Annotated in this window: 27 protein-coding genes; 15 read left to right on the top strand and 12 right to left on the bottom strand. The window is 60.2% G+C overall.

All coding sequences use genetic code 11. The features are described 5' to 3' along the window. Nucleotides 1-102: 102 nt before the first annotated feature. Genes arsC through BLV67_RS15775 form a run of 3 tightly spaced genes read left to right on the top strand, consistent with a single transcriptional unit; the run spans nt 103 to nt 1,458 of the window. Nucleotides 103-456, top strand: a complete 354-nt coding sequence (arsC, locus tag BLV67_RS15785; RefSeq protein WP_069787169.1) for an arsenate reductase (glutaredoxin) — start codon at nt 103-105, stop codon at nt 454-456. Continuing rightward, a complete protein-coding gene (wrbA, locus tag BLV67_RS15780) occupies nt 453-1,067 on the top strand; it encodes an NAD(P)H:quinone oxidoreductase (protein WP_017136576.1) in 615 nt (204 codons plus the stop codon). The genes arsC and wrbA overlap by 4 nt, the downstream gene beginning before the upstream one ends. Beyond that, complete coding sequence (locus BLV67_RS15775) at nt 1,051-1,458, top strand: DUF2069 domain-containing protein (protein ID WP_056861716.1); 408 nt, start codon at nt 1,051-1,053, stop codon at nt 1,456-1,458. Before wrbA ends, BLV67_RS15775 begins: the two co-directional genes overlap by 17 nt. A 124-nt stretch (nt 1,459-1,582) precedes the next feature. Here BLV67_RS15775 and BLV67_RS15770 read toward each other — a convergent pair whose 3' ends face one another. After that, the gene (locus BLV67_RS15770; RefSeq protein WP_065930999.1) at nt 1,583-2,254 is read right to left on the bottom strand and encodes a DNA-3-methyladenine glycosylase I; all 672 of its coding nucleotides are present in this window, start codon (nt 2,252-2,254) and stop codon (nt 1,583-1,585) included. A 67-nt stretch (nt 2,255-2,321) separates the two neighbouring features. Next, entirely contained in the window at nt 2,322-3,146 is an 825-nt protein-coding gene (gene ttcA / locus BLV67_RS15765; RefSeq protein WP_069787168.1) for a tRNA 2-thiocytidine(32) synthetase TtcA, read from the bottom strand. Between the two features lie 366 nt (nt 3,147-3,512). On the opposite strand from ttcA, the gene BLV67_RS15760 reads away from it, so the two are divergent. Together BLV67_RS15760 and BLV67_RS15755 are read left to right on the top strand one after the other, a co-directional pair. Then, nucleotides 3,513-4,115: a Yip1 family protein gene (locus tag BLV67_RS15760; protein ID WP_056861713.1), complete on the top strand. Its 603-nt coding sequence runs from the start codon at nt 3,513-3,515 to the stop codon at nt 4,113-4,115. A gap of 127 nt (nt 4,116-4,242) precedes the next feature. Then, nucleotides 4,243-4,737 carry a SprT family zinc-dependent metalloprotease gene (locus BLV67_RS15755; RefSeq protein ID WP_056861886.1) on the top strand — a complete coding sequence of 165 codons (495 nt, stop codon included), beginning with the start codon at nt 4,243-4,245 and terminating at the stop codon, nt 4,735-4,737. 43 nt (nt 4,738-4,780) lie between these two features. On the opposite strand, the gene BLV67_RS15750 is transcribed toward BLV67_RS15755, so the two are convergent. Next, entirely contained in the window at nt 4,781-5,956 is a 1,176-nt protein-coding gene (locus BLV67_RS15750; protein ID WP_074854479.1) for a CaiB/BaiF CoA transferase family protein, read from the bottom strand. A gap of 157 nt (nt 5,957-6,113) precedes the next feature. Here BLV67_RS15750 and tusD point away from each other — a divergent pair, with 157 nt between their 5' ends. The 6 genes from tusD to BLV67_RS15720 all read left to right on the top strand — a co-directional run bounded on the left by tusD (nt 6,114) and on the right by BLV67_RS15720 (nt 9,551). Continuing rightward, entirely contained in the window at nt 6,114-6,506 is a 393-nt protein-coding gene (gene tusD, locus BLV67_RS15745) for a sulfurtransferase complex subunit TusD (RefSeq protein ID WP_058419924.1), read from the top strand. Nucleotide 6,507: 1 nt separating this feature from the next. Beyond that, nucleotides 6,508-6,858, top strand: a complete 351-nt coding sequence (gene tusC / locus BLV67_RS15740) for a sulfurtransferase complex subunit TusC (RefSeq protein ID WP_069787166.1) — start codon at nt 6,508-6,510, stop codon at nt 6,856-6,858. Further along, complete coding sequence (gene tusB, locus BLV67_RS15735) at nt 6,858-7,136, top strand: sulfurtransferase complex subunit TusB (RefSeq protein WP_065931003.1); 279 nt, start codon at nt 6,858-6,860, stop codon at nt 7,134-7,136. The genes tusC and tusB overlap by 1 nt, the downstream gene beginning before the upstream one ends. Further along, nucleotides 7,133-7,468, top strand: coding sequence for a TusE/DsrC/DsvC family sulfur relay protein (locus BLV67_RS15730; protein WP_065931004.1), 336 nt, complete (start codon nt 7,133-7,135; stop codon nt 7,466-7,468). Before tusB ends, BLV67_RS15730 begins: the two co-directional genes overlap by 4 nt. Continuing rightward, nucleotides 7,465-8,466 carry a glycosyl transferase family protein gene (locus tag BLV67_RS15725; protein WP_069787165.1) on the top strand — a complete coding sequence of 334 codons (1,002 nt, stop codon included), beginning with the start codon at nt 7,465-7,467 and terminating at the stop codon, nt 8,464-8,466. Before BLV67_RS15730 ends, BLV67_RS15725 begins: the two co-directional genes overlap by 4 nt. An 89-nt stretch (nt 8,467-8,555) precedes the next feature. Next, nucleotides 8,556-9,551, top strand: a complete 996-nt coding sequence (locus BLV67_RS15720; RefSeq protein WP_069787164.1) for a glutathione S-transferase family protein — start codon at nt 8,556-8,558, stop codon at nt 9,549-9,551. Nucleotides 9,552-9,598: 47 nt separating this feature from the next. On the opposite strand, the gene cysG is transcribed toward BLV67_RS15720, so the two are convergent. The 6 genes from cysG to BLV67_RS15690 are packed head-to-tail and all read right to left on the bottom strand — an operon-like array spanning nt 9,599 to nt 17,094. Continuing rightward, the gene (gene cysG / locus BLV67_RS15715; RefSeq protein ID WP_065931007.1) at nt 9,599-10,993 is read right to left on the bottom strand and encodes a siroheme synthase CysG; all 1,395 of its coding nucleotides are present in this window, start codon (nt 10,991-10,993) and stop codon (nt 9,599-9,601) included. Further along, nucleotides 10,994-12,274, bottom strand: coding sequence for a serine--tRNA ligase (serS, locus tag BLV67_RS15710; RefSeq protein ID WP_017137498.1), 1,281 nt, complete (start codon nt 12,272-12,274; stop codon nt 10,994-10,996). A gap of 16 nt (nt 12,275-12,290) precedes the next feature. Further along, entirely contained in the window at nt 12,291-12,665 is a 375-nt protein-coding gene (gene crcB / locus BLV67_RS15705) for a fluoride efflux transporter CrcB (RefSeq protein WP_017137499.1), read from the bottom strand. Next, nucleotides 12,665-13,987, bottom strand: a complete 1,323-nt coding sequence (locus BLV67_RS15700) for a replication-associated recombination protein A (protein ID WP_074854478.1) — start codon at nt 13,985-13,987, stop codon at nt 12,665-12,667. The genes crcB and BLV67_RS15700 overlap by 1 nt, the downstream gene beginning before the upstream one ends. Nucleotides 13,988-14,010: 23 nt before the next feature. Continuing rightward, entirely contained in the window at nt 14,011-14,634 is a 624-nt protein-coding gene (gene lolA / locus BLV67_RS15695; protein ID WP_065931010.1) for an outer membrane lipoprotein periplasmic chaperone LolA, read from the bottom strand. A gap of 54 nt (nt 14,635-14,688) precedes the next feature. Next, complete coding sequence (locus BLV67_RS15690) at nt 14,689-17,094, bottom strand: DNA translocase FtsK (RefSeq protein WP_069788233.1); 2,406 nt, start codon at nt 17,092-17,094, stop codon at nt 14,689-14,691. Nucleotides 17,095-17,588: 494 nt separating this feature from the next. Here BLV67_RS15690 and aat point away from each other — a divergent pair, with 494 nt between their 5' ends. The 3 genes from aat (at nt 17,589) to infA (ending at nt 19,352) form a co-directional block, all read left to right on the top strand. Beyond that, a complete protein-coding gene (gene aat, locus BLV67_RS15685; RefSeq protein ID WP_069788234.1) occupies nt 17,589-18,269 on the top strand; it encodes a leucyl/phenylalanyl-tRNA--protein transferase in 681 nt (226 codons plus the stop codon). A 56-nt stretch (nt 18,270-18,325) separates the two neighbouring features. Continuing rightward, complete coding sequence (locus BLV67_RS15680) at nt 18,326-19,033, top strand: arginyltransferase (protein ID WP_065931013.1); 708 nt, start codon at nt 18,326-18,328, stop codon at nt 19,031-19,033. 100 nt (nt 19,034-19,133) lie between these two features. Further along, complete coding sequence (infA, locus tag BLV67_RS15675; RefSeq protein WP_002553999.1) at nt 19,134-19,352, top strand: translation initiation factor IF-1; 219 nt, start codon at nt 19,134-19,136, stop codon at nt 19,350-19,352. A gap of 248 nt (nt 19,353-19,600) precedes the next feature. Here the strand turns inward: infA and clpA are convergent, their stop codons facing one another. Both clpA and clpS read right to left on the bottom strand, forming a co-directional pair. Then, nucleotides 19,601-21,871 carry an ATP-dependent Clp protease ATP-binding subunit ClpA gene (clpA, locus tag BLV67_RS15670; protein WP_056861703.1) on the bottom strand — a complete coding sequence of 757 codons (2,271 nt, stop codon included), beginning with the start codon at nt 21,869-21,871 and terminating at the stop codon, nt 19,601-19,603. A gap of 29 nt (nt 21,872-21,900) precedes the next feature. Further along, complete coding sequence (gene clpS, locus BLV67_RS15665; protein ID WP_005789091.1) at nt 21,901-22,269, bottom strand: ATP-dependent Clp protease adapter ClpS; 369 nt, start codon at nt 22,267-22,269, stop codon at nt 21,901-21,903. A 224-nt stretch (nt 22,270-22,493) separates the two neighbouring features. Between clpS and cspD the strand changes: the two genes are divergently transcribed. After that, on the top strand, nt 22,494-22,775 hold the full coding sequence (gene cspD, locus BLV67_RS15660; protein WP_218177969.1) for a cold shock domain-containing protein CspD: 282 nt from the start codon (nt 22,494-22,496) through the stop codon (nt 22,773-22,775). A 76-nt stretch (nt 22,776-22,851) separates the two neighbouring features. Here the strand turns inward: cspD and icd are convergent, their stop codons facing one another. Then, on the bottom strand, nt 22,852-24,108 hold the full coding sequence (gene icd / locus BLV67_RS15655; protein WP_065931181.1) for an NADP-dependent isocitrate dehydrogenase: 1,257 nt from the start codon (nt 24,106-24,108) through the stop codon (nt 22,852-22,854). Between the last annotated feature and the right edge of the window lie 165 nt (nt 24,109-24,273).

Here is a 24,273-nt window from a genome sequence, read left to right as displayed (position 1 = left end):
AAAAAAATGAACGTTGGCTGCGACCTATCGCCTCTTACGGTTTAAGGACGGGTCGCCGCGCAGGTAGAATACCCGCCACCTTACGCAAGATGCGACCCGCACATGACCGATCTGACGCTTTATCACAACCCGCGCTGCTCGAAATCGCGCGGTGCGCTCGAGCTGCTGGAAGCCCGCGGCCTGACCCCGACCGTGGTGCGCTACCTCGAAACCCCGCTGGACGCCGCGCAACTCAAGGCCTTGCTCGGCAAGCTGAACATCAGCGCGCGCCAATTGCTGCGCACCGGCGAAGATGAATACAAAACCCTCAACCTGGCCGACGCCAGCCTCAGCGAAGCGCAGTTGATTGCCGCGATTGCCGAGCACCCGAAGCTGATGGAACGCCCGATCCTGGCAACCACCGACAAAGCCATCATCGGCCGCCCACCGGAAAACGTGCTGGAGTTGCTGCCGTGACCGCGCCCTATGTGCTGGTGCTGTATTACAGCCGCAATGGCTCGGTCAGCGAAATGGCTCGGCAGATTGCCCGCGGCATCGAGCAAGGCGGCCTCGAAGCCCGCCTGCGCACCGTACCGGCGATTTCCACCGAGTGTGAAGCCGTGGCGCCGAGCATTCCGGACGAGGGCGCGTTGTATGCAAGCCTGGATGATCTGAAGAATTGCTCCGGCCTGGCCCTGGGCAGCCCGACGCGCTTTGGCAACATGGCCGCGCCGCTCAAGTACTTCCTCGATGGCACCAGCAACCTGTGGCTCACCGGCGCACTCGTGGGCAAACCGGCTGGCGTGTTCACCTCCACCGCCAGCCTGCACGGCGGCCAGGAAACCACGCTGATGTCGATGCTGCTGCCGCTGCTGCACCACGGCATGCTGATCACCGGCCTGCCCTACAGCGAACAGGCCTTGCTCGACACCCAGGGCGGCGGCACGCCGTATGGCGCCAGCCATCATTCCGGGCCGGACGGCAAACGCATGCTCGATCAGCACGAAATCACCCTGTGCCGCGCCCTCGGCCTGCGCCTGGCCACCACCGCCACGCTGCTGGAGAACGGCCGTGGCCAGAAAGCCTAAGGTCCTGCCGCCCCAGGCGTGGCTGGAACCACGGGTCAAGGCGGCACGCGTGCTGAGCTTGTTGGCTTTTCTAGGGCTGGTGGGTTTGCTGTGCGTGTATTACCTGTTCATCGCCGACCTGCACGGTGCGCGCCCGTGGGTGATCCTGCTGATCGAGCTGGTGCCGCTGCTGGTGCTGGCGCCGGGGATGCTGCTGGGCAGCGCGCGCGGGCATTCGTGGATGTGCTTTGTGGTGAACCTGTATTTCATCAAGGGCGCACTGGCGGCGTATGACCCGAACCGCCAGTGGTTCGGGGTGCTGGAGATGCTGGCGAGTCTGGCAGTGTTTTGTACCGCGCTGTTGTATGTGCGGTGGCGGCATCAGTTGAATCGGCGGCTGGCGCAAGTCTGATAGGAATTTGGCGCCGGACAGTCAGTCTTCGCGAGCAAGCCCGCTCCCACACTTATCCGCGTACACCCTTTGGAATGCGGCCGAATGTGGGAGCGGGCTTGCTCGCGAAGGCATCAACGCGGTCTCAATGATTCACCGTGTAGGCCAGCATCATCGACAGCTGGCACATCGGCCGCCCACTCTCGGCATGCCATTGGTTAAACGCGCCCTGCACCGTCGCCAAGTCCCGCAGGCTGGTCGGCGCCTTGTCGACGATCTTCTGTGCATTCAAGGCCGCGACCACGTCATCGCTCGGCACAAACGTATCCTTGCCCACCATGCGCAAAAAGCGCGGCGCCGACAGCCCGCCCAACTGGTGCCCGTGCTTGCTCAGGTACTTCCACAAGCTGACGATATCGGTCACCGGCCAGTCGGCGACAAACGCGCCGAAGCTGCCCTTTTCCTGCTCGATGTCCAGGATCATCTGCGCATTGCGCGGCACACTCTTGAGCTTGCCCAGGTGGCGAATGATGCGCGTGTCCTGCATCAGGCGCTCCAGGTGCTCGGCGCCCATCAGCACGACTTTTTCCGGGTCGAAGCCGAAGAACACCTGCTCGAACGCCGGCCATTTGGCATCCACCACGCTGTGCTTCAAGCCGGCGCGAAATACGCGCAGCGCCAGGGTCGACAGGTAGCGGTCATCACTGATCTTGCGCAATTGCGCCGGGGTCTTGGGTACAGGCAGGTGGGCTTCCAGCTCGGCCGCTGAACCAAAGCGGTTCAGACAATATTCGTGCAGCCACTTGTAATCGCGCATGCCCTCTCCTGGCAGTTGAATGGAAAACGGCGCCCGTAAGCGCCGTCTTTCAGAGCGTTGAAACGTCTTAGAGGTTCACCACATTGACGAAGCGCGACGCGGCGCTTTCGTCGATTTTCAGGCTGGTGAAATCGAACAGGTTGCGGTCGGCCAACTGCGATGGCTGCACATTCTGCAAGCTGCGGAAGATGCTCTCGGTGCGGCCCGGGGTCTTGCGCTCCCAGTCCACCAACATCTCCTTGACCACCTGGCGCTGCAGGTTTTCCTGGGAGCCGCACAGGTTGCACGGGATGATCGGGAATTGCTTGAAGTCGGAGTAAGCCTGGATGTCCTTCTCGTTGCAATACGCCAGCGGGCGGATCACCACGTTGCGGCCGTCATCGGCACGCAGCTTGGGCGGCATGGCCTTGAGCGAGCCGTTGAAGAACATATTGAGGAAGAAGGTCTCAACGATGTCGTCACGGTGGTGCCCCAGGGCCATCTTGGTCGCGCCGATCTCATCGGCAAAGGTGTAAAGCGTGCCACGGCGCAGGCGTGAGCACAGCGAGCAGGTGGTCTTGCCCTCCGGGATCAGCTCCTTGACCACCGAGTAGGTGTCTTTCTCAACGATGTGGTACTCCACGCCCAGCGCTTTGAGATAGGCCGGCAGCACGTGCTCCGGGAAACCCGGTTGTTTCTGGTCCATGTTGACGGCGACGATCTCGAACCGGATCGGCGCGACCTTTTGCAGATGCAGCAGCACGTCGAGCAGGGTGTAGCTGTCTTTGCCGCCGGAGAGGCAGACCATGACCCTGTCGCCGTCCTCGATCATGTTGAAATCGGCGACCGCTTCCCCGGCCAGGCGACGCAGGCGTTTTTGCAGTTTGTTCTGGTTGACCGTAAGAGTGCCCATGGCGCTTGGATCCGCTAGTGGTGTGTGACGAAAAGCCGGGCATTTTACCGCTAAGGCTGGCCGAGATCCAATGTGGGAGCGGGCTTGCTCGCGAAGGCGCTGTACCTGTGATGAATGTATCAACTGACACGACGCTTTCGCGAGCAAGCCCGCTCCCACATTTCCAATCGCGCCTTGCCTGACAGACCTCACCGCGATTAGCGCCCATGTTTACAGCGCAATTTGCTCTAAAGCCCTACAGTTTTTCCGGTCATCATTTCCTATACTGCGACGTAAGGTCGCACAACTATCCAGGACCTTATGTGGCCATTTGGCCCGTGGGCGCTCCGATGGGGGGCGATGGTAATAACGACAGGAGTGACTGGCATGATCCATCACGTCGTGGGGCTGTTTACCCATCCCGACCAGGAATGGCGGGAAATTCGTGGCGATAAGGAAGAAAGTATCGGCCACATGTACCTCACTCACACTTTGATTCTCGCGGCGATCCCTGCCGTCTCGGCTTTTATCGGCACCACCCGGGTCGGCTGGGTCATCGGCAATCGCGCCCCGGTCATGTTGACCCAGGAAAGTGCGTTGTGGATGACCCTCATGTCCTATGCGGCGATGCTCGGCGGCGTGGCGGTGATGGGCGCTTTCATCCATTGGATGGCCCGCACCTACGACGCCAGCCCCAGCATGGCGCGCTGCGTCGCGTTTGCCACCTACACCGCGACCCCACTGTTTATCGGCGGGCTGGCGGCGCTCTATCCGCATATGTGGCTGGGGATGGTCGTGGGCACTGCGGCTATCTGTTACACGGTGTACTTGCTGTATGTGGGGCTGCCGACGTTTATGAACATCGACCCGGACGAGGGCTTCCTGTTTTCCAGCTCGGTATTGGCCGTGGGCCTGGTGGTACTGGTGGCAATCATGGCGTTTACCGTGATCGTCTGGGGGCTGGGCGTAGGCCCGATTTACACCAACTAAGCGGATCAACCCCAGGCAAAGCCACCGCAAGGTGGCTTTGTGCGTTATGCATGACCATTCGGCGCCTGACAGATTCGGAAACACCTGCTTTTGCGGCATACTGGACGTCTCTGGAGATATGGTCAGCATGCCCGAGCAACTCAATACCCGCGTCGAAGATTGTTTCCTACAAGCCGAATCCTTTTTTAAACGAAGCTTCAAACGCCCCCAGGTCAGCCTCAAGCTGCGGGGCCAGAAGGCCGGTGTCGCGCATTTGCACGAGAACCTGCTGCGTTTCAACCCACAGTTGTACCGCGAAAACAGCCAACACTTCCTCAAGCAGACCGTGGCCCATGAAGTCGCGCACCTGATCGCCCACCAATTGTTTGGCGAGCGCATCCAACCCCATGGCGAGGAATGGCAACTGATCATGCGCGGGGTGTACGAACTGCCGCCGGATCGTTGCCACACCTATGAGATCAAGCGCCGCCAGGTGACCCGGTATATCTACCGTTGCCCGTGTGCCGACAGCGATTTCCCGTTTTCTGCCCAGAGGCATGGGCTGGTGAATCAGGGGCGGCGGTATTTGTGCAGGCGGTGTCGGCACACTTTGGTGTACACAGGGGAAACTCGGGTGGAGTGAGGGCTTGTCGGGTCGCCGCATCGCTGCGATGACGCCAGATCAGTCACCCAACAACCTTGGCCCGCCGCAACGCGTCTATCCGCTGGGCACTCAACCCCAACTCAGCCAGCACTTCATCACTGTGCGCCCCCACCGCCGCACCAATATGCCGAGGCGCCGGCAACCCCTCGGAAAACTTCAACGGGCAGGCCAGTTGCGTCTGGGTCGAGCCATCACCCCGTGGCACCTGGCTGACCAGCTCCCGCGCCTTCAACTGTGGATGATCCAGCGCTTCACTCAGCCTCAGCACCGGCTCGACACACGCATCCACTCCGGCGAACAACTCACACAGCTCCTCGAAGCTGCGCTTCTCAAACTCGACCTGCAACGCCAGCTTCAGGGCTTTTTGCTGCTCGGGTTTGAGGCTTTGCATGGCCAGTTCCGGCCTTCCCAGCGCGTCGCACAATTGCCGCATAAACGCCGGTTCCAGGCTGCCCACCGACATCCAGCGCCCATCACGCGTGCGGTAATAATCATAGAAACTGCCGCCGTTGAGCACATGGCTCTCCCAATCAGGCTCGACCCCGCAGGCCAGGTAGCCCGCACCGGCCATGGCATTCAGGCTGAACGAGCAGTCGGTCATGCTCACATCCAGGTATTGGCCAACGCCACTGTGCTGGCGGGCAATCACGGCGGCGAGCAACCCCACCACCGCGTGCAACGAACCACCGCCGACATCCGCCAATTGCACGCCCAAGGGCACCGGCCCGCTGTCCCGGCGACCGGTGTAACTGGCCACGCCGGCCAACGCGAGGTAGTTGATATCGTGCCCGGCGCGGTCTTTATAAGGCCCGGTCTGACCGTAACCGGTGATCGACACATAAATCAGCCTGGGGTTGAGCGCTTTCAGCGCCTCATAACCCAGGCCGAGGCGCTCCATCACCCCGGGCCGGAATTGCTCAAGGACAATATCGTAGTCCTTGACCAGTTCACGCACGATCTGCAGCGCCTCGGCCTGCTTGAGGTCCAGTGCCAGGCTGCGCTTGTTGCGGTTGAGGTAGGCGTGGCTCGCTGAAGTGCCCTGATCATGGGGCGGCAGCACGCGCAACAGGTCAATGCGCGTGGGCGATTCGATACGCAGCACCTCGGCGCCCATGTCCGCCAGCATCAGGGACGCGAACGGGCCAGGCAGCAAGGTGGAAAAATCCAGCACTTTGAGGGACGCCAAGGGACCTGACATAAAGACTCCATTTGGGTAGCGACTGCCCACAGCCTAGGCAGCCTTGCGCCTGGCGGCAATCGTCAGAACAATCACCGAGAGTGACCGTTTTGATCACGGCGGGCTTTTTCGCGGCGGCGGCTTTATCATTGGCCCAGGTTTGCTTGCAGAGTGTTCCATGAAGTTTGCGATTGCAGTATTTTCCGCCGCCCATGCGCCCTCCTCGCGCCGCGCCTTGCTGTTCGCCCAGGCAGCGCTGGCCGGTGGGCATGAGATTGTGCGGCTGTTTTTTTATCAGGACGGCGTGTACAGCGCTGCCAATAACATCGTTGCGCCCCAGGATGAGCAAGACATTGCCCGCCAGTGGCGTGAGTTTGTCAGCCAGCATCAACTCGACGGCGTGGTGTGCATCGCCGCCGCCTTGCGCCGTGGCGTACTCAATACTGAGGAAGCCACGCGTTACCAACGCAGCGCGGTGAACCTTGACGCGCCGTGGGCGTTGTCGGGCCTGGGGCAATTGCATGACGCGATCCAGGCTGCCGACCGCCTGATCTGTTTTGGAGGGCCGTGAGATGGCCAAGTCTTTATTGGTGATCAGCCGCCAGGCTCCGTGGTCCGGGCCGAGTGCGCGGGAAGCGCTGGATATCGTATTGGCCGGTGGCGCCTTTGATCTGCCGATGGGTCTGCTGTTTATGGACGATGGCGTGTTCCAGCTGGCAACGCATCAGGACGCCAAGGCCGTGCAGCAAAAAGACCTGAGCGCCAACCTGCAGGCGTTGGGCCTGTTCGGCATTGATGAGGTGTTTGCCTGCAGCCACAGCCTTGCCGAGCGCAGCCTCGTGACACCTGCCGGCGCGCAGGCGCTGGACAGCGCCGCGATCGCCCAATTGATTGACCGTTATGACCAGGTGATGACCCTCTGATGTCGACTTTGCATGTGGTATCTCACTCCCCGTTCACTGATAGCCGCCTGGCCAGTTGCCTGCGCGTGTGCGGTGCCGAGGACGCCATCCTGCTGTGTGGCGACGGCGCCTACGGCCTGCACAACGCAGCCCTGCAAACCCGTGGCGTGAAGGTCTTTGTCCTGGCCGAAGACATGCAGGCACGCAACCTGCCCCTGCCGGACTGGGCCGACAGCGTCGACTATCCAGGTTTCGTGCAGCTGTCGATCGACTACGACAAGGTCAACACCTGGCTATGAACACCCTGACCGTAGGCGAACGCACGCTTGAGCTGGACAAGGACGGCTATCTCGTCGACCTGAATGACTGGTCCACCGACGTGGCCAATGCCCTGGCCGCCGCCGAACCCTTGGCATTGACCGCCGAGCATTGGGAAATCCTCGAACTGCTGCGCGGGTTTTACGCAGAATTTCAGCTGTCCCCGGCCACGCGCCCGCTGATCAAGTACACCGCTTTAAAGCTCGGCCCGGACAAGGGCAACAGCCTGCACCTCAACAAACTCTTCAATGGCACCCCCGCCAAACTTGCCGCCAAGCTGGCGGGCCTGCCCAGGCCGACGAATTGCTTATGACCGACTTTGCCCCGCTGACCCTTGAAACCCCCGCCGAGCACCCGTTTGCGCAATTCGTGCGCATCCTGGGCAAAGGCAAGCGCGGCGCGCGTAACCTCACCCGTGAGGAAGCCCGCGAAGCCATGGGCATGCTGCTCGACGAAAAAGTCGAAGACACCCAGCTCGGCGCCTTCCTGATTCTGCTGCGTCACAAGGAAGAGAGCCCGGAAGAACTCGCCGGTTTCACCGAAGCCGTACGCGAACGCCTGAAGGCGCCGGCGCTGAATGTGGACATCGATTGGCCGACCTACGCCGGTAAAAAGCGTCACCTGCCGTGGTATCTGTTGGCGGCCAAGTGCCTGGCGCAAAACGGCGTGCGCATCCTGATGCACGGCGGCGGCGCCCATACGGCGGGCCGCTTGTACACCGAGCAATTGCTGCAAGGCCTGCAAATCCCGCTGTGTCGCAATTGGCAACAGGTCCAGACGGCGTTCGAGCAAGGCAACCTGGCGTTTATCCCGCTGGGTGACTGGGCGCCGCAACTGCAACGCATGATCGACTTGCGCAACACCCTGGGCCTGCGCTCACCCATTCATTCCCTGGCGCGCCTGCTCAACCCGCTGAATGCGCGTTGCGGCTTGCAAAGCATTTTCCACCCCGGTTACCAGGGCGTGCACCGCGATGCCAGCGGCCTGCTGGGCGATAACGTGATTGTGGTGAAAGGCGATGGCGGCGAAGTCGAGATCAACCCCGACACGATCAGCCACTTGTATGGCACCACCGGCGGCCAGAGTTGGGACGAAGAATGGCCCGCCCTCTCCGCCCAGCGCCACGTCAAACCGGCCAGCCTGGAACCCGAGCATTTAAAAGCCTTGTGGCGCGGCGATGTCGAAGACAGTTACCCGCAACTGGCGCTGATCGCGACCATGGCCCTGGCCCTGCGCGGCCTCGGCCACTCACGGGAGCAGGCGTTCGAATTGGCCCGGCAATTCTGGGATGCACGGGATAAATCGATTTAATCGATGATTACCGCCCGGTCTTTGCGCTTTTAGTTCGAACTCAGCCCTTTAGACTGGGCTCCAACGCTTATTAGCCAAGGAGCCAAGTCATGGGTTTGCTGATCGAAGGACGCTGGAAAGACCAGTGGTACGAAAGTAGCGCAGACGGCGCGTTCCAGCGCGAGCAGGCGCAACGCCGCAACTGGGTGACCGCCGATGGCGAGCCTGGCCCCAGCGGCGACGGCGGTTTCAAGGCCGAAGCCGGTCGTTACCACCTGTACGTGTCCCTGGCTTGCCCGTGGGCCCATCGCACGCTGATCCTGCGCAAACTCAAGGGTTTGGAAAGCTTGATCGACGTGTCCGTGGTCAGTTGGCTGATGCTCGAAAACGGTTGGACCTTCGACAAGGCTCACGGCTCGACCGGCGACAAGCTCGACGGTTTCGACTTCATTCACCAGCGTTACACCGCAGACACCGCCGATTACACCGGACGTGTCACCGTGCCAGTGCTGTGGGACAAGAAGCTCAAGCGCATCGTCAGCAATGAATCGGCGGAGATCATCCGCATGTTCAACAGTGCGTTTAACGGGCTGACCGGCAATACGCTGGATTTCTACCCCGAAGCCCTGCGCTCGACGATCGATACGCTGAACGAGCGCATCTACCCCGCGGTGAACAATGGCGTGTACCGCGCAGGGTTTGCCACCTCGCAGCAGGCGTATGAGAGTGCATTTGATGATGTGTTTGCCGAGCTGGATCGCCTGGAACAGCACTTGGCTGAGCAGCGCTACCTGGCCGGTGAATACCTGACCGAAGCCGATGTGCGGCTGTTCACCACGCTGATTCGCTTTGATGCGGTGTATTACAGCCACTTCAAATGCAACCTGCGGCGGATTGCCGACTATCCGAATTTGTCGAACTGGCTAAGGGAGTTGTATCAGTGGCCGGGCGTGGCCGAGACGGTGGATTTTGCGCATATCAAGGGGCATTACTATGCGAGCCATCGGACGATCAACCCGACCGGAATTGTGCCGAAAGGGCCGTTGCAGCGCTTTGATGCCGAGCATGATCGGGCGCGGTTGAGCGGCAAAGGTGTCTGGAACTGAGAACATCTTGTGGAGAGGGGGCAAGCTCCCTCGCCACAAGATCAGTGTTAAACCTGGGATTGCGCGCCTTCAAACCACTTGAGCTTCTCGCGCAACACCACCACCTCACCGACGATCACCAGTGTCGGCGCATGCACTTCATGCTCCGCCACCATGCGCGGCAAATCCGCCAGTGTGCCGGTAAACACGCGCTGGTTGGACGTGGTGCCCTGCTGGATCAACGCCGCCGGTGTATCTGCCGCGCGCCCGTGCTTGATCAGTTGCTCACAGATGATCGGCAAGCCGATCAGGCCCATGTAGAACACCAACGTTTGCGACGGCCCCACGAGGTCATGCCAAGGCAGGTCCGACGTTCCGTTCTTCAAATGCCCGGTGATAAAGCGCACCGACTGCGCATAGTCACGGTGCGTCAGCGGAATCCCGGCATACGCCGCGCAACCGCTGGCCGCCGTAATCCCCGGCACCACCTGGAACGGGATGCCATGGGCCGCCAGTTCCTCGATCTCTTCGCCGCCACGGCCGAAGATGAACGGATCGCCACCTTTGAGTCGCAGCACACGCTTGCCCTGCTTGGCCAGGTCCACCAGTTGCTGGTTGATCTGGTCCTGCGGCACGGCATGGTCGGCGCGACGTTTGCCGACGTAGATACGCTCGGCGTCACGGCGGCACAGCTCAAGGATCGCCGGGGCCACCAGGCGGTCATACAGTACCACATCGGCCTGCTGCATCAGGCGCAAGGCACGGAAGGTCAGCAAGTCCGGATCACCCGGGCCCGCACCGACCAAATAGACTTCGCCCGGCGCATACGGCGGCGCGCCATTGACCTTTTCGATCAACAGGCGCTCGGCTTCACCACCCTGCCCGGCCAGTTGACGGTCGGCGATCGGGCCCTGGAAAACCTCTTCCCAAAAGGCCCGACGCTGCTGCACATCCGGGTACAAACCTTTGACCTGGGCGCGAAAACGCGCCGCCAAACCGGCCAGTTGGCCATAGGTCGACGGAATCCAGGTTTCCAGCTTGGCGCGGATCAAGCGCGCCAGCACCGGCGCATCGCCGCCGCTGGACACCGCAATCACCAAGGGTGAACGGTCGACAATCGCCGGGAAGATCACGCTGCACAAGGCCGGCGCGTCCACCACATTGACCGGCACACAGCGGCGCTTGGCATCGCTGGACACTTGCGCATTCAGCGGCTCGTCGTCCGTGGCCGCGATAATCAGCACACAGCCGTCAAGGTCTGCCTCCTGATAACCGCGCAAAATCAGGTCCCCGCCACTGCCCAGCACCAGTTCTCGCAACTGGTCTTCGATCTGGGGAGCAACCACCCGCAGCAACGCACCGGCGTCGGCCAGCAGCCGGGATTTGCGCAAGGCAATCTCCCCGCCACCGACGACCAACACACGACTGCCGCGCAGGTTATGAAACAGCGGCAGAAATTCCATTTAGCCGATGACCTCAACGCCGCCCATGTACGGCTTGAGCACTTCCGGCACGCGGATGGAACCGTCGGCCTGCTGGTAGTTTTCCAGCACGGCCACCAGGGTACGGCCTACGGCCAGGCCCGAGCCGTTGAGGGTGTGCACCAGTTCCGGCTTGCCGGTTTCCGGGTTACGGAAACGCGCCTGCATGCGACGGGCCTGGAAATCACCGCAGTTGGAGCACGACGAAATCTCGCGGTACTTGTCCTGGCTCGGCACCCACACTTCGAGGTCGTAGGTTTTCACGGCGCTGAAACCCATGTCGCCAGTGCACAGCGCCAGTACGCGGTACGGCAGCTCCAGCAGTTGCAGGACGCGCTCGGCGTTGGCGGTCAGGCCTTCCAGGGCTTCCATGGAGGTCGACGGTTCTACAACCTGCACCATTTCAACTTTGTCGAACTGGTGCTGACGGATCATGCCGCGCGTGTCACGGCCCGAGGCACCGGCTTCGCTACGGAAGCACGGGCTGTGAGCCACGAACTTGATCGGCAGTTGCTTGGCGTCGAGGATTTCACCGGCGACGATATTGGTCAGCGACACTTCGGCGGTCGGGATCAGGTACAGGTCGGCTTCGCCGTCGCGGCTGATCTTGAACAGGTCTTCTTCGAACTTCGGCAGCTGACTGGTGCCCATCAGCGCCGGCGCCTGCACCAGATACGGCGTGTAAGCTTCTTCGTAGCCGTGTTCAGCGGTGTGCAGGTTGATCATGAACTGCGCCAGGGCACGGTGCATGCGCGCAATCGGGCCACGCAGCAGAGCAAAGCGTGCGCCGGACATTTTGGCGGCGGTTTCGAAATCCAGGCCGCCGGTCAGTTCGCCCAACGCAACGTGATCCTTGATCTCGAAATCGAAGGCTTTTGGCGTGCCCCAGCGGCGCACTTCGACGTTGCCGTCTTCGTCTTCGCCAATCGGCACGGATTCGTGCGGAATATTCGGGATGCCCAGCAGGATCGAATCCAGCTCGGTCTGAATGCCTTCCAGCTCGACTTTGCCGTCGGACAGCTCGGTGCCCATACGCTCGACGTCCGCCATCAACGGCGCAATGTCTTCGCCGCGCTGCTTGGCCTGACCGATGGATTTGGAACGCGCATTACGCTCAGCCTGCAGTGCTTCGGTGCGGGTCTGGACGGTCTTGCGCTGTTCTTCCAGCGCTTCGATGCGCGCAACATCCAAGGCAAAGCCACGGGATGCCAGGCGGTCCGCTACGTCCTGAAGGTTGCTACGTAACAGTTTGGAATCGAGCATGTCGGTCTCTCGTTTATCAAAGTTTGGTCAAGGACAGGCCGGCCCAGGTGGCGAGCAGCCCGCCGAACACGCTGATGCCCAGGTAACCGAAGGCTACCAACGCTTGCCCGCTTTCCAGCAGGCGCACCGTATCCAGTGAAAAGGATGAAAAGGTCGTAAGACCGCCTACAAAGCCGACAATCAAGCCGGCGCGAACCTCAATCGGCACTTCGGGACGCAACAGGAACCAGCCGTACAACAGGCCGATAATCAGGCAACCCACCAGGTTGACCGCCAGGGTCGCCGCATAAAAATGCTTCGGCCAATTGGCGCTGACCCAAGTGCCGGTAGCGAAACGCAATAATGTACCAGCGATACCCGCGGCGGACACGGCAAGAATGGTCTTGAGCACTACTTTCTCCGTTGTTTTGGGCTGAGACGGTCGAGTTGGGCCAGGTGATTGAGCTTTTCACCGATTTTCAGCTCCAGGCCACGGGGCACCGGCTGATAAAGCGGCAAGGGCTCAAGCTCATCGGGGAAGTAGTCTTCGCCGGCCGCGTAGGCGTCCGGCTCATCGTGGGCATAGCGGTATTCGTCGCCATAACCCAGTTGTTTCATCAGCTTGGTCGGCGCATTGCGCAGGTGCATCGGCACTTCGAGAGAGCCGTATTCGGCAGCGGCGCGCAGGGCGGATTTGAAGCCCATGTACACCGCGTTGCTTTTTGGCGCGCAGGCCAGGTAAGTGATGGCCTGGGCCACGGCCAGCTCGCCTTCCGGGCTGCCGAGGCGCTCCTGCACATCCCAGGCCGCCAGGCACAGGCTCAGGGCACGCGGGTCGGCGTTGCCGATGTCTTCGCTGGCCATGCGCACCACGCGGCGCGCCAGGTACAGCGGGTCGCAGCCGCCGTCGATCATGCGTGCAAACCAGTACAAAGCGCCGTCAGGGTTGGAGCCGCGCACCGATTTGTGCAGCGCCGATATCTGGTCGTAGAAGGCTTCGCCGCCCTTGTCGAAACGGCGGCGCGTGTCGCCAAGCAGGCTTTGCAACAGGTCGACGCCAATCTCGTTGCCGTCTTCGGCCAGGTCCGAGGCGTTCTCCAGCAGGTTCAGAAAGCGCCGGCCATCGCCATCGGCGGCGGCCAGCAGCATCTTGAAGCCTTCTTCGCTGACACTCAGCTGGCGCTTGCCCAAGCCCTTGTCTTCGCTCAGGGCCCGGTGCAGCAGCTTTTGCATCGCCGCTTCGTCCAGGCTCTTGAGCACATAGACCCGCGCGCGCGAGAGCAAGGCATTGTTGAGTTCGAACGAAGGGTTTTCGGTGGTCGCACCAATGAATATCAACGTGCCGTCTTCGACATACGGCAAGAACGCATCCTGCTGCGACTTGTTGAAGCGATGCACTTCGTCGACAAACAGGATGGTGCGCTTGCCGTATTGCCCGGCTTGCTGCTTGGCGACTTCTACCGCCTGGCGAATCTCTTTGACCCCGGCCAGCACCGCCGAAACCGTTTCGAAGTGTGCATCCGAGACTTTCGCCAGCAGCCGCGCCAGGGTGGTTTTACCCACGCCAGGCGGCCCCCAGAAAATCATCGAGTGCAGCGCCCCCTGCTCCAGGGCTTCGCGCAGAGGTTTGCCGCGAGCGAGCAGGTGTTCTTGCCCGACGTACTCATCCAGATTGGTGGAACGCAAGCGCGCCGCCAGGGGCTGAGCAATCGGGTCACTTCGAAACAAATCCATGGGCAGCGTTTGAAACCTCTAGTTTATTCCTGGATCACGTCGGCACCCTTGGGGATGACAAACTTGAACTTGGATGCATCCACCGGCTGGTTAGCCTTGACGCCGGAGAACAGGATATCGGTGCGTTGGCCAACACTGTCGATCAGGCGCATGTTGTTGATCACGCCGTTGCCGAACGACAGGTTCAGGCTGTCGAACAGCGTGTCCTTGGATTTGGGCTTGAGGGTGAACTCGATCACGTTGCTGGTTTGCTTGGAGGTGATGTCGAAGCTGTCGTTGATCTTCGACACATCACCCGACAGCAGCAGCGCCGGCGTCTGGTTCAAGCGCGGGTCGAGCTTCTTGATGGTCGCCTGTTCCAGGTCCGGGTCCCACAGGGTGACCTTCTGGCCATCGGAAACGATGGTCTGCTCGGCCTTGCCTTCGGTGTGCCAGTAGAACAGCCCAGGGCGCTGCACGGCCATTTCGCCTTCGGTTTGCTGCAACTGGGTACCACCGGCATCCAGGGTCAACTGGGAGAAGCGCGCGGTCAGGGTCTGGGATTTGTCCAACAGGTTCTTCAGGCTGGCCACCGAGGCGGGATCAGCGTGGGCCGAAACAGCAGTCAGGGCCAGTGCAGGCAACAACAGCATGCGGATAAAGCGCATGGGAATCCTCATTGAGTCGTCAGGACGCGCTGCGTGTTGCCACGCAGCACGGGGTCAGTCGCGCATCTGCCCGGGGGCGATGACTTCACGCGAACCGTTGGTGTTCATGGCGGTCACGACGCCGGCATTTTCCATGGATTCGATCATGCGGGCGGCGCGGTTGTAGCCGATTTTGAGCTTACGCTGCACCGCAGAGATCGAGGCGCGACGGCTTTCGAGTACGAATGCCACGGCTTCGTCGTAAAGCGCGTCGGTTTCGGCATCGTCATCACCGCTGCTGCCGCCGTCGAAGCCGCTGCCGGCCTCTTCCACGCCCGCGAGGATGTCGTCGTTGTATTCCGGCGCGCCACGCAGTTTCCAGGCTTCGACCACGCGATGCACTTCGTCATCGGAGACGAACGCACCGTGCACGCGAATCGGCAGGCTGGTGCCCGGCGGCATGTAGAGCATGTCACCGTGGCCGAGCAGTTGCTCGGCGCCACCCTGGTCGATGATGGTGCGCGAGTCGATCTTGCTGGAGACCTGGAACGCCATCCGCGTCGGAATGTTGGCCTTGATCAAGCCGGTGATCACATCCACCGACGGCCGCTGGGTCGCGAGGATCAAGTGAATACCGGCCGCACGCGCCTTTTGGGCGATACGCGCGATCAGTTCTTCAACCTTCTTGCCGACGATCATCATCATGTCGGCAAACTCGTCGACCACCACCACGATGGTCGGCAGCTTGGTCAGCAGCGGCGCTTCGTCGTGGATGCTTTCACGCTTGTACAGCGGGTCGGTCAGCGGTGTGCCGGCGTCCTGGGCTTCCTTCACCTTGGCATTGAAGCCCGACAGGTTACGCACGCCCATCTTCGCCATCAGCTTGTAGCGGCGCTCCATCTCGGCGACGCTCCAGCGCAGGGCGTTGGCGGCGTCCTTCATATCGGTCACCACCGGGCACAGCAGGTGCGGGATGCCTTCGTAGATCGACAATTCGAGCATCTTCGGGTCGATCATGATCAGCTTGGCGTCATCCGGGCCGGACTTGAACAGGATCGACAGGATCATCGCGTTCACGCCCACCGACTTACCGGAACCGGTGGTACCGGCCACCAGCAGGTGCGGCATTTTCGCCAAGTCGGTGATCACCGGCTTGCCGCCGATGTCGTGGCCGAGGGCCAGGGTGACCGGCGATTTGAAGTTGTCGTATTCCGGGGTCGACAGCACCTCGGAGAACCGCACGATCTGGCGGTCTTCGTTGGGAATCTCGATGCCGACGGTGGTCTTGCCGGGGATCACTTCCACCACACGCACACTGGTCACGGCCAGGGAGCGGGCCAGATCTTTGGCCAGGTTGGAGATACGGCTGACCTTGACGCCGGCGGCCGGCTGGATCTCGTAACGGGTAATCACCGGGCCTGGGTGAATCGAATCCACCGAGACTTCGACGCCGAATTCCTTGAGTTTGATTTCCAGCAGATGGCCAACCGCCGCCAGGGATTCCGGGGAATAATTGAGTTGTTTCTTTTCGGCCGGGTCGAGAATCGAGATCGGCGGCAAAGTGCCTTCGACGGCGCTGTCGACAAACAACGGCGCCTGCTTCTCTTTCTGCACACGATGGCTCGGCTCGGGCGCTTTGGGCGGTGCCGGGGCAATCACCGGCGGCACCTGCTTCTCGCGGTCCGACATGTGCTTGCTCAGGGCCTGCTCGCGCTCGATCAAGCGCTCCTTGACCTTGGCCTGCTCGCGGCGGTCCGGCGTGCTCGGGGCCACCACTTCGTTAACGCGGGTGTCCACCTCGCGCAGTTGCGCGACCATGCGCTTGCGATCAACTCGGGCCGACCACCAACGGTTGGCCGCGCCCTGGAACAACTCGAGCAGGTCCAGGGTGATCTTGCCGGTCACGTCCATCACCTTGAACCACGACAGGTCGGTGAACACGGTGAGGCCAAACAGGAACAGCGCGATAAACATCAAGGTGCTGCCCTGGATGTTCAGGGTCTTGCGCGCCAGGTCGCCGAGGCTTTCGCCCAACGCCCCGCCCGCGCCCGCCGGCAGGCCGGTAGGTGCATGAAAATGGATGTGCGCCAGCGCCGCGCCGGACAACACCAGGAACACCAGGCCGATCAGGCGCCAGGAGAACAGCCAGCCGCTCCACTGCCACGGCTCGTGACGCTGGCGGAAGATCTGCCAGGTCTTGATCGCCAGCAGCAGCGGGAAGATATACGCAAAGTAACCCAGCACCATAAACAGGATATCGGCGCTGTAGGAACCGGCGGGGCCGCCGAAGTTCTGCACGTCTTCGATCTTGCTGTTGTGGCTCCAGCCCGGGTCGTCCTTGCCATAGGTGAGCAAGGCCATCATCAGGAACAGGCACAGGGCGCCAATAGCGATCAGCGCGCCTTCCTTGAGTCGATAATGCAGGTGCTGACGCCAGGCCGGCACGACTGCTGCTTTAGGTGTTGCGGCGGATTTCTTCAAAACGGGTCTATTCCTGCGCCTTTAGCGCGTCCATCTGTTGAATGACTGCACACTGCTCAATCCGAGCAGCTGAAAAATGAACGAATGTCGCTGAAACTACTTTTAACATTGGGTGATGAACAGGTGAAAGGGCGATAACGCCACGATGCCCGCATTGTACGGGTTTGCGTCGGCGATGCCACGTACTTGCCCTCACCCGACGGCCTGCACAAATGATGTGTCACAGCCTGTTCAATTTGAGCATGCATTGCCTTTGCTGACAAAGGCTTATGCGCTGTTTTTATCAAAGCAGGCAAGCTTGGCAATTGGCCTGCATGGCCCAGACCCGATTACGACCGCGCCTGTAGGGCAGAGTTGCAGAAACACCCGTTAACGCTATTGCGCGCCGATGCCCGATTCGGGCTGGCCCCACAGCGCCTTGTCGACAATAATCACCCCACATGCGGCAGGCGTCATACCTGCCACTCCCCTCCCCCACCGTAAGCCTGGATGCCATGCTGACCTGGTTGCAACGCGATTCCCTGACTTTTCCGCCGCTGGCCAAGGCCATGCGCGAACCCAATGGCTTGCTGGCTGCCGGCGGCGACCTGTCGGCCGAGCGACTGATCCAGGCCTATCGCCATGGCTGCTTTCCGTGGTTCTCCGACGGCCAGCCGATCCTCTGGTGGTCTCCAGACCCACGCACGGTAATATTCCCCGACGAACTGCACGTATCACGCAGCCTGGGCAAACTGTTGCGCCAGCAGCGCTACAGCGTGACCTTCGACCAGGACTTCGCCGCCGTCATCCAGGCCTGCGCCGCGCCCCGCGCTTATGCGGACGGCACCTGGATCACCGAAGGCATCCAAAGCGCCTACCTGGAGCTGCACCGGCGCGGCTACGCGCACTCCGTTGAAGTGTGGGATGACGGCAAGCTGGTCGGCGGCCTGTATGGCCTGGCCATGGGCCAATTGTTTTTTGGCGAATCGATGTTCAGCCGCGCCGACAATGCCTCCAAGTTCGGCTTTGCCACACTGACCCGCCAGTTGCAGGCCTGGGGTTTTGTACTGATCGACTGCCAGATGCCCAATGACCACCTGCACAGCCTCGGCGCCCGCGCCATACCACGCAGTGAATTTGCCGATTTCCTGCGTAACCATTTGGACCAACCCAGCTCTGGCCCGTGGGTTTCCTAGGCGACTTGCGCGTACCTGGCATACACTTATTTCAAAGCTTAACCCGAGGGTTGATCATGACCGAGCTGGCGCGCTTGAAGTTTTATGCCACTCAAGCCCACTCTTGCAGCTATCTGCCTGACGAGCAGGCCACCACACTGTTCCTCGACCCCAGCCAGCCGATGGACGTGCATGTGTATGCCGACCTTTCGGAGATGGGCTTTCGGCGCAGCGGCGATCATCTGTACCGACCCCATTGCCAGAATTGCAATGCGTGCGTGCCTGCGCGTATCCCGGTTGCGCAGTTTTTGCCGGACCGTAATCAGAAACGCATTCTCAAACGCAACGCCGACCTGACGGTCACGGCCACCAAGCCACAGTACAGCGAAGAATATTTCGATCTTTACCAGCGTTACATCGAACAACGCCACGCAGATGGCGACATGTTCCCGCCCAGCCGTGATCAGTTTTCGACCTTCCTGGTGCGCGACCTGCCCTTCTCACGCTTCTATGAGTTCCGCCTGGATGGCCGCCTGCTGGCGGTGGCGGTGACCGACCTGCTGCCCAACGGCCTGTCGGCGGTCTACACCTTCTATGAGCCTTCCGAAGAACGCCGCAGCCTTGGGCGCTTTGCGATTTTGTGGCAAATCGGTGAAGCCCTGCGCCTGGAACTGGAGGCGGTGTACCTCGGATACTGGATCAAGAACTGCAAAAAGATGAACTACAAGACCCAATATCGGCCCATTGAGCTGCTGATTAATCAAAGATGGGTAACGCTTAACTAGAACCCCTTGGCTTAAACACCCTTTTTCGGGCACAATGCACGCCGCTTTTGCCTGGCGCAGTTGCACCGGGCCATTCACTGGATACCGAGGGCTTTACTGCATGTCGAAAGAAGACAGCTTCGAAATGGAAGGCACTGTCGTCGACACCCTGCCCAACACCATGTTTCGTGTGGAGTTGGAAAATGGGCACGTCGTAACCGCGCATATCTCCGGCAAGATGCGCAAGAACTACATTCGTATTCTTACCGGTGACAAAGTGCGCGTCGAGCTGACGCCCTATGACTTGAGCAAAGGGCGCATCACTTACCGCGCTCGTTAAGCAAGTCAATACAAAACGCCCGGTTATGCCGGGCGTTTTTGTGTGTGCGAGATTTGTCCAACACCACAAATACTTGTGGGAGCGGGCTTGCTCGCGAATGCGGTGTATCAGTCAATTCATCTGTCACTGACCCACCGCGTTCGCGAGCAAGCCCGCTCCCACAGGGGATCACCAGTGTTTTGACGATTGTGTTCTCGAGACAGAAAAAAGGCGCCTTTCGGCGCCTTTTGCTGTGTTGCGATCAGCTATCAGGCCATTTCGGCCGTGGTTTCGAACTCGAAGGTCAGCTCGCCATCCTTCAGGTCGATATGCACCACGCCGCCATGGTCGGAAAGCTCGCCAAACAGGATCTCTTCGGCCAGTGGCCGCTTGATCTTGTCCTGGATCAGACGCGCCATTGGGCGAGCGCCCATTGCCGAGTCGTAGCCGCCTTCGGCCAGCCAGTTGCGCGCCGCATCCGTCACTTCCAGCTGCACGCGCTTGTCTTCCAACTGCGCCTGAAGCTCGGTAAGGAACTTGTCCACCACGCTTTTGATGACCTCATGGCTGAGGCGACCAAACTGGATAATGGTGTCCAGACGGTTGCGGAACTCCGGCGTGAAGCTCTTCTTGATCACTTCCATGGCGTCGGATGAGTGATCCTGATGCGTAAAGCCAATGGAGGCCCGCGCAGCAGTCTCGGCACCGGCGTTGGTGGTCATGATCACGATGACGTTGCGGAAGTCCGCCTTGCGCCCGTTGTTATCGGTCAGGGTGCCATGGTCCATGACCTGCAGCAGCAGGTTGAAGACTTCCGGGTGGGCCTTCTCGATTTCATCGAGCAGCAACACGCAGTGCGGCTGCTTGGTGATGGCTTCGGTCAACAGGCCGCCCTGGTCGAACCCGACATAGCCCGGAGGCGCACCGATCAGGCGCGACACGGTGTGGCGCTCCATGTATTCGGACATGTCGAAGCGTACCAGTTCAATGCCCATGGCCTTGGCCAATTGGCGCGCAGCTTCGGTCTTGCCGACGCCGGTCGGGCCTGCGAACAGGAACGAACCGACCGGTTTGTCCGGCGACTTGAGGCCCGCGCGCGACAGCTTGATCGCGGTGGACAACGCGTCGATAGCCGCATCCTGACCGAACACCGTGAGCTTGAGGTCGCGCTCCAGGTTACGCAGCAGCTCCTTGTCGGAACTGTTGACGTGCTTAGGCGGAATACGCGCGATCTTCGCCACGATGTCCTCGACTTGAGGCACGTCGATGCGTTTCACACGCTTCTCGACCGGCTGCAGACGCTGGTAGGCACCCGCCTCGTCGATCACGTCGATGGCTTTGTCCGGCATGTGCCGGTCATTGATGTAGCGCGATGCCAGCTCCGCAGCGGCACGCAGGGCTTCATCGGTGTACTCGATGCCGTGATGGGCCTCGAAGCGCCCCTTGAGGCCGCGCAGAATGCCGATGGTGTCTTCTACCGAAGGCTCGGACACATCGACTTTCTGGAAGCGGCGCGCCAGGGCACGGTCTTTTTCGAAGATGCCGCGAAATTCCTGGAACGTGGTCGAACCGATGCAACGGATATCACCCGACGACAGCAGCGGCTTGAGCAGGTTGGAGGCGTCCATCACCCCACCCGACGCCGCACCGGCGCCAATGATGGTGTGGATTTCATCGATAAACAGGATCGCCTGCGGGCGTTTTTTCAGCTCGCCGAGCAGCGCCTTGAAGCGTTTCTCGAAATCGCCACGGTACTTGGTCCCGGCGAGCAACGCACCCAGATCAAGGGAGTAGACGACGCTGTTGGCAAGCAAATCCGGCACCTGGTTATCCACGATGCGCTTGGCCAGGCCTTCGGCAATCGCGGTTTTACCCACGCCCGCCTCGCCCACCAGCAAGGGGTTGTTCTTGCGACGACGCGCGAGGATCTGCGCTACACGCTCAACCTCAAGCTCGCGCCCCACCAGCGGATCGATCCGCCCCTGGCGCGCCAGTTCGTTAAGGTTGCTGGCATAGGCATCCAGTGGATTGCCCGAAGAAGAAGACTCACCGCCCTCGTCGTCCTGCATATCCTGCTCACCCTCGGAATGATCGCCGTGCCCTGGCACCTTGGAGATACCGTGGGCGATGTAGTTGACGACATCAATACGGGCAACGCTCTGCTGCTTGAGCAGGAACACTGCCTGGCTTTCCTGCTCGCTGAAAATTGCCACCAGCACATTGGCGCCCGTGACCTCACGCTTACCGGAGCTCTGTACGTGGAAGACAGCACGCTGCAATACCCGCTGAAAGCCCAGGGTTGGCTGGGTTTCACGGTCCTCGTCATGCACGGGGATCAATGGCGTGGTGGAGTCGATAAACTCCTGCAGGTCATGCTTGAGTTTGTCGAGGTTGGCGCCGCACGCACGCAGAACGGTGGCGGCAGCTTCGTTATCCAAAAGTGCCAGCAGCAGGTGCTCGACGGTCATGAATTCATGACGCTTCGAACGGGCCTCCTTGAAGGCAAGATTGAGGGTGACTTCGAGCTCGCGGTTTAACATAGCTTCACCTCATACCCAAGTGGTCGGCGTTAACCGTCCTTCTCGATTTCACAGAGTAGCGGATGCTGGCTTTCCCTGGCGTACTGGTTGACCTGCATGGCCTTTGTCTCGGCGATGTCACGGGTAAACACTCCACATACTGCCCGTCCTTCTGTGTGAACGGCCAGCATTACCTTGGTCGCCAGCTCGCGGTTCAGGTTAAAAAACACCTCGAGCACTTCGACGACGAAATCCATCGGTGTGTAGTCATCATTGAACAAAACCACCTTGTACATCGGCGGCGCCTGTAGAGCAGGCTTCGCCTCCTGGACAGCAATGCCTGCAGAACCGTCGTCATCGTGTTCCTGATCCGGGCGATCCTGATTGAATGTTAGTCGAATCTGGCTGTTTGCATGCATGGAAAGAAAGGTTCGTCAGTGGTTCAAATACAGTGGTGGGGGCGACCTGTCAGAATTTCAACTCTGACCGATCGGTCGCCTTGACTATCGGCGAAACGGTGTTACAACCAATAGAACCCACAGTGGGTAAAAAAGGTCCGCGCAGTCAACCTTATTTATTCGGGTTAGGACGGATAAACTGGATGATACTCCAGTGATGGAGTCTGGTGCAGAGGGATATGGGTATGTCGAGTGGCAAGGTCAAGTGGTTCAACAATGCCAAGGGGTACGGCTTTATCGTCGAAGACGGCAAAGCTGAAGACCTGTTTGCGCATTATTCTGCGATTAATATGGACGGATACAAGACCCTGAAGGCAGGTCAGCCCGTGTCTTTTGAGATAATCCAAGGCCCCAAGGGTTTGCACGCCGTCAATATTGGCGCACTTGCAAGCCAAGAGCAAAAGTCAAACACGGCGCACGGCGGGAAAGACAATCAAGCTCAAGAATCAAAAGAAGCAACGGCCTGATCAGCCGCCGAGCAAAGTGAAAACAAAAAACCGGCCAGCCCAATCACTTGGGGTGTCCGGTTTTTTTAACACCGTTTTACATATGCGAAATCAACGCATCACCAAACCCTGACGACGACACCAGCTTCGCGCCCTCCATCAAACGCTCGAAGTCATAGGTCACGGTCTTCGCCGAAATCGCACCATTGGTGCCCTTGATGATCAGATCCGCCGCCTCCGTCCAACCCATGTGACGCAGCATCATTTCCGCCGACAAAATCAATGAACCCGGGTTGACCTGATCCTTGCCTGCATATTTAGGCGCGGTACCGTGGGTGGCTTCGAACATCGCCACGGTGTCGGAAAGGTTGGCCCCCGGCGCAATACCAATGCCACCTACTTCCGCCGCCAGCGCATCAGACAGGTAGTCACCGTTAAGGTTAAGCGTGGCAATCACATCATATTCCGCCGGACGCAACAGAATCTGCTGGAGCATGGCGTCGGCAATCGCGTCCTTGACCACTACATTCTTGCCGGTTTTGGGGTTTTTGAACTGCATCCACGGGCCGCCGTCGAGCAGGGTCGCGCCAAATTCCTTTTCGGCAATACCGTACGCCCACTCCTTGAAGGCACCTTCGGTGAACTTCATGATGTTGCCTTTGTGCACAATGGTCAGCGAATCGCGGTCATTATCCACTACATATTGCAGGGCTTTGCGCGCCAGGCGCTCGGTGCCTTCTTTGGAAACCGGCTTGATGCCAATCCCGCAGTCCTGGTCGAAACGGATCTTGGTAACGCCCATTTCTTCCTTGAGGAACTTGATCACCTTGATCGCTTCCGGCGAACCGGCCTTCCACTCGATACCGGCATAAATGTCTTCGGAGTTTTCACGGAAGATGGTCATGTCCACATCGCCAGGCTTCTTGACCGGGCTGGGCACACCTTCAAACCAGCGCACCGGGCGCAGGCAGACATACAAATCGAGCTGCTGACGCAGGGCCACGTTCAGCGAACGGATGCCGCCGCCAACCGGCGTGGTCAGCGGGCCCTTGATGGAAACCACGTAATCCTTGACCGCATCCAGGGTTTCCTGGGGCAGCCAGGTGTCCTGGTCGTAGACTTGAGTCGCTTTCTCGCCGGCATACACCTCCATCCAGGAGATTTTGCGCTTACCGCCGTAGGCCTTTTCAACAGCTGCGTCGACCACCTTGATCATCACCGGGCTGATGTCGACGCCAATACCGTCGCCTTCTATATAAGGGATGATCGGTTGGTCAGGAACATTGAGAGAATGGTCTGCATTGACGGTGATTTTGTCGCCGACTGCCGGAACCTGAATCTTCTTGTATCCCATGCTGAACTCCATCTATGGATTGAACATCTGGCTGCGTTCGAGCCTACTCCAGATATATGGCGACTGAAACCTAACGCCATGCTCATTTGCATCGAAAACAGCATAATTTGTCGCCTACAAGCCTGAAAGCAAAGGCAAAATCGCCAATCTTGAGCACATCGTGCG

The sequence above is a fragment of the Pseudomonas salomonii genome (genome assembly GCF_900107155.1).
Taxonomy (GTDB): Bacteria; Pseudomonadota; Gammaproteobacteria; order Pseudomonadales; family Pseudomonadaceae; genus Aquipseudomonas; species Aquipseudomonas salomonii.
This window is presented reverse-complemented; position numbering and strand designations above follow the sequence as displayed.